We start from the raw sequence: 833 nt of genomic DNA, 5'->3' as shown, positions 1-833 counted from the left end.
AGCCCAGCGGTGCAATGTCAAGTAGGTGAAACTGTGAAATTGGAAAAAAGTCAGGACGAAACGCCATCGGTGCCGAAAAAAGCGAACACCAAGCGAGACCCACCATGTTGTCGAAATTTTCAGACGACAATTTAGCGTGGGCTAGCTGTTAGAAAAGGTAGAAACCGGTAAACTTACGGATTCCTCCTCTCGGGTGGCGTGTACAGGGTGTTGGTTTTCAGTAGCATGAAGACCAACCGTACCAATTTTCGTGCAGAAAGGACGAGTGCGCGTTTATGCTTGTGCTTCGGAACTTCGTCGTACTTCTTTTGGTAAAACGCCGCATACTCGGCATCATGCTTGCGGACGGAGTCAGCGGCTTGAACCAGGTAGTAGCGCAAATACTTGTTGCCGGTGCGCATACGCGACGTTTCGTCCGCTTCGAATTCGCCGGACTGGTGCTGGCTCCAGACGAGACCGGCGTACTTGGCCAAGGCATGGTGATCCGGAAAACGATCAATGCCGCCGATCTCGGCGAGAATCCCGGCAGCGAAAACCGGCCCGATGCCCTTGACGGACATGAGCGTCTGCGGGATGCCCTTCATGATCTTGGCGATCTCCTTGTCCAACTTCTTGACCTCGGATTCGAGGTGCTGGATGACGCTGAGCGTCGTCGCCAGGGAGATGTTGACGGGATCGGCCATCGCCTTGTCCAACCGGTAGGAGGAGCGTGCGAGCTTCTTGAGAAACGTCGCAATCTCCTCGGGCTTCTCAAAACGGTTTTTGCCCTTGTCCTGCAAGAAGGCGACAAGCTCCTCCATCGACATGTTCATGATCTGCTCGGGCTCGAGTTC

The 833-nt window shown here is 54.3% G+C and carries 1 protein-coding gene; it reads right to left on the bottom strand.

The window, feature by feature from the left end; genetic code table 11:
* Positions 1 to 173 precede the first annotated feature (173 nt).
* The coding region (locus E6C55_RS33235; protein WP_136374115.1) for an IS110 family RNA-guided transposase at positions 174 to 833 on the bottom strand (660 nt) is incomplete at its 5' end.

The organism is Cohnella fermenti, from assembly GCF_004801405.1.
In the GTDB taxonomy this organism is placed as follows: Bacteria; Bacillota; Bacilli; order Paenibacillales; family Paenibacillaceae; genus Cohnella; species Cohnella fermenti.
This window is presented reverse-complemented; position numbering and strand designations above follow the sequence as displayed.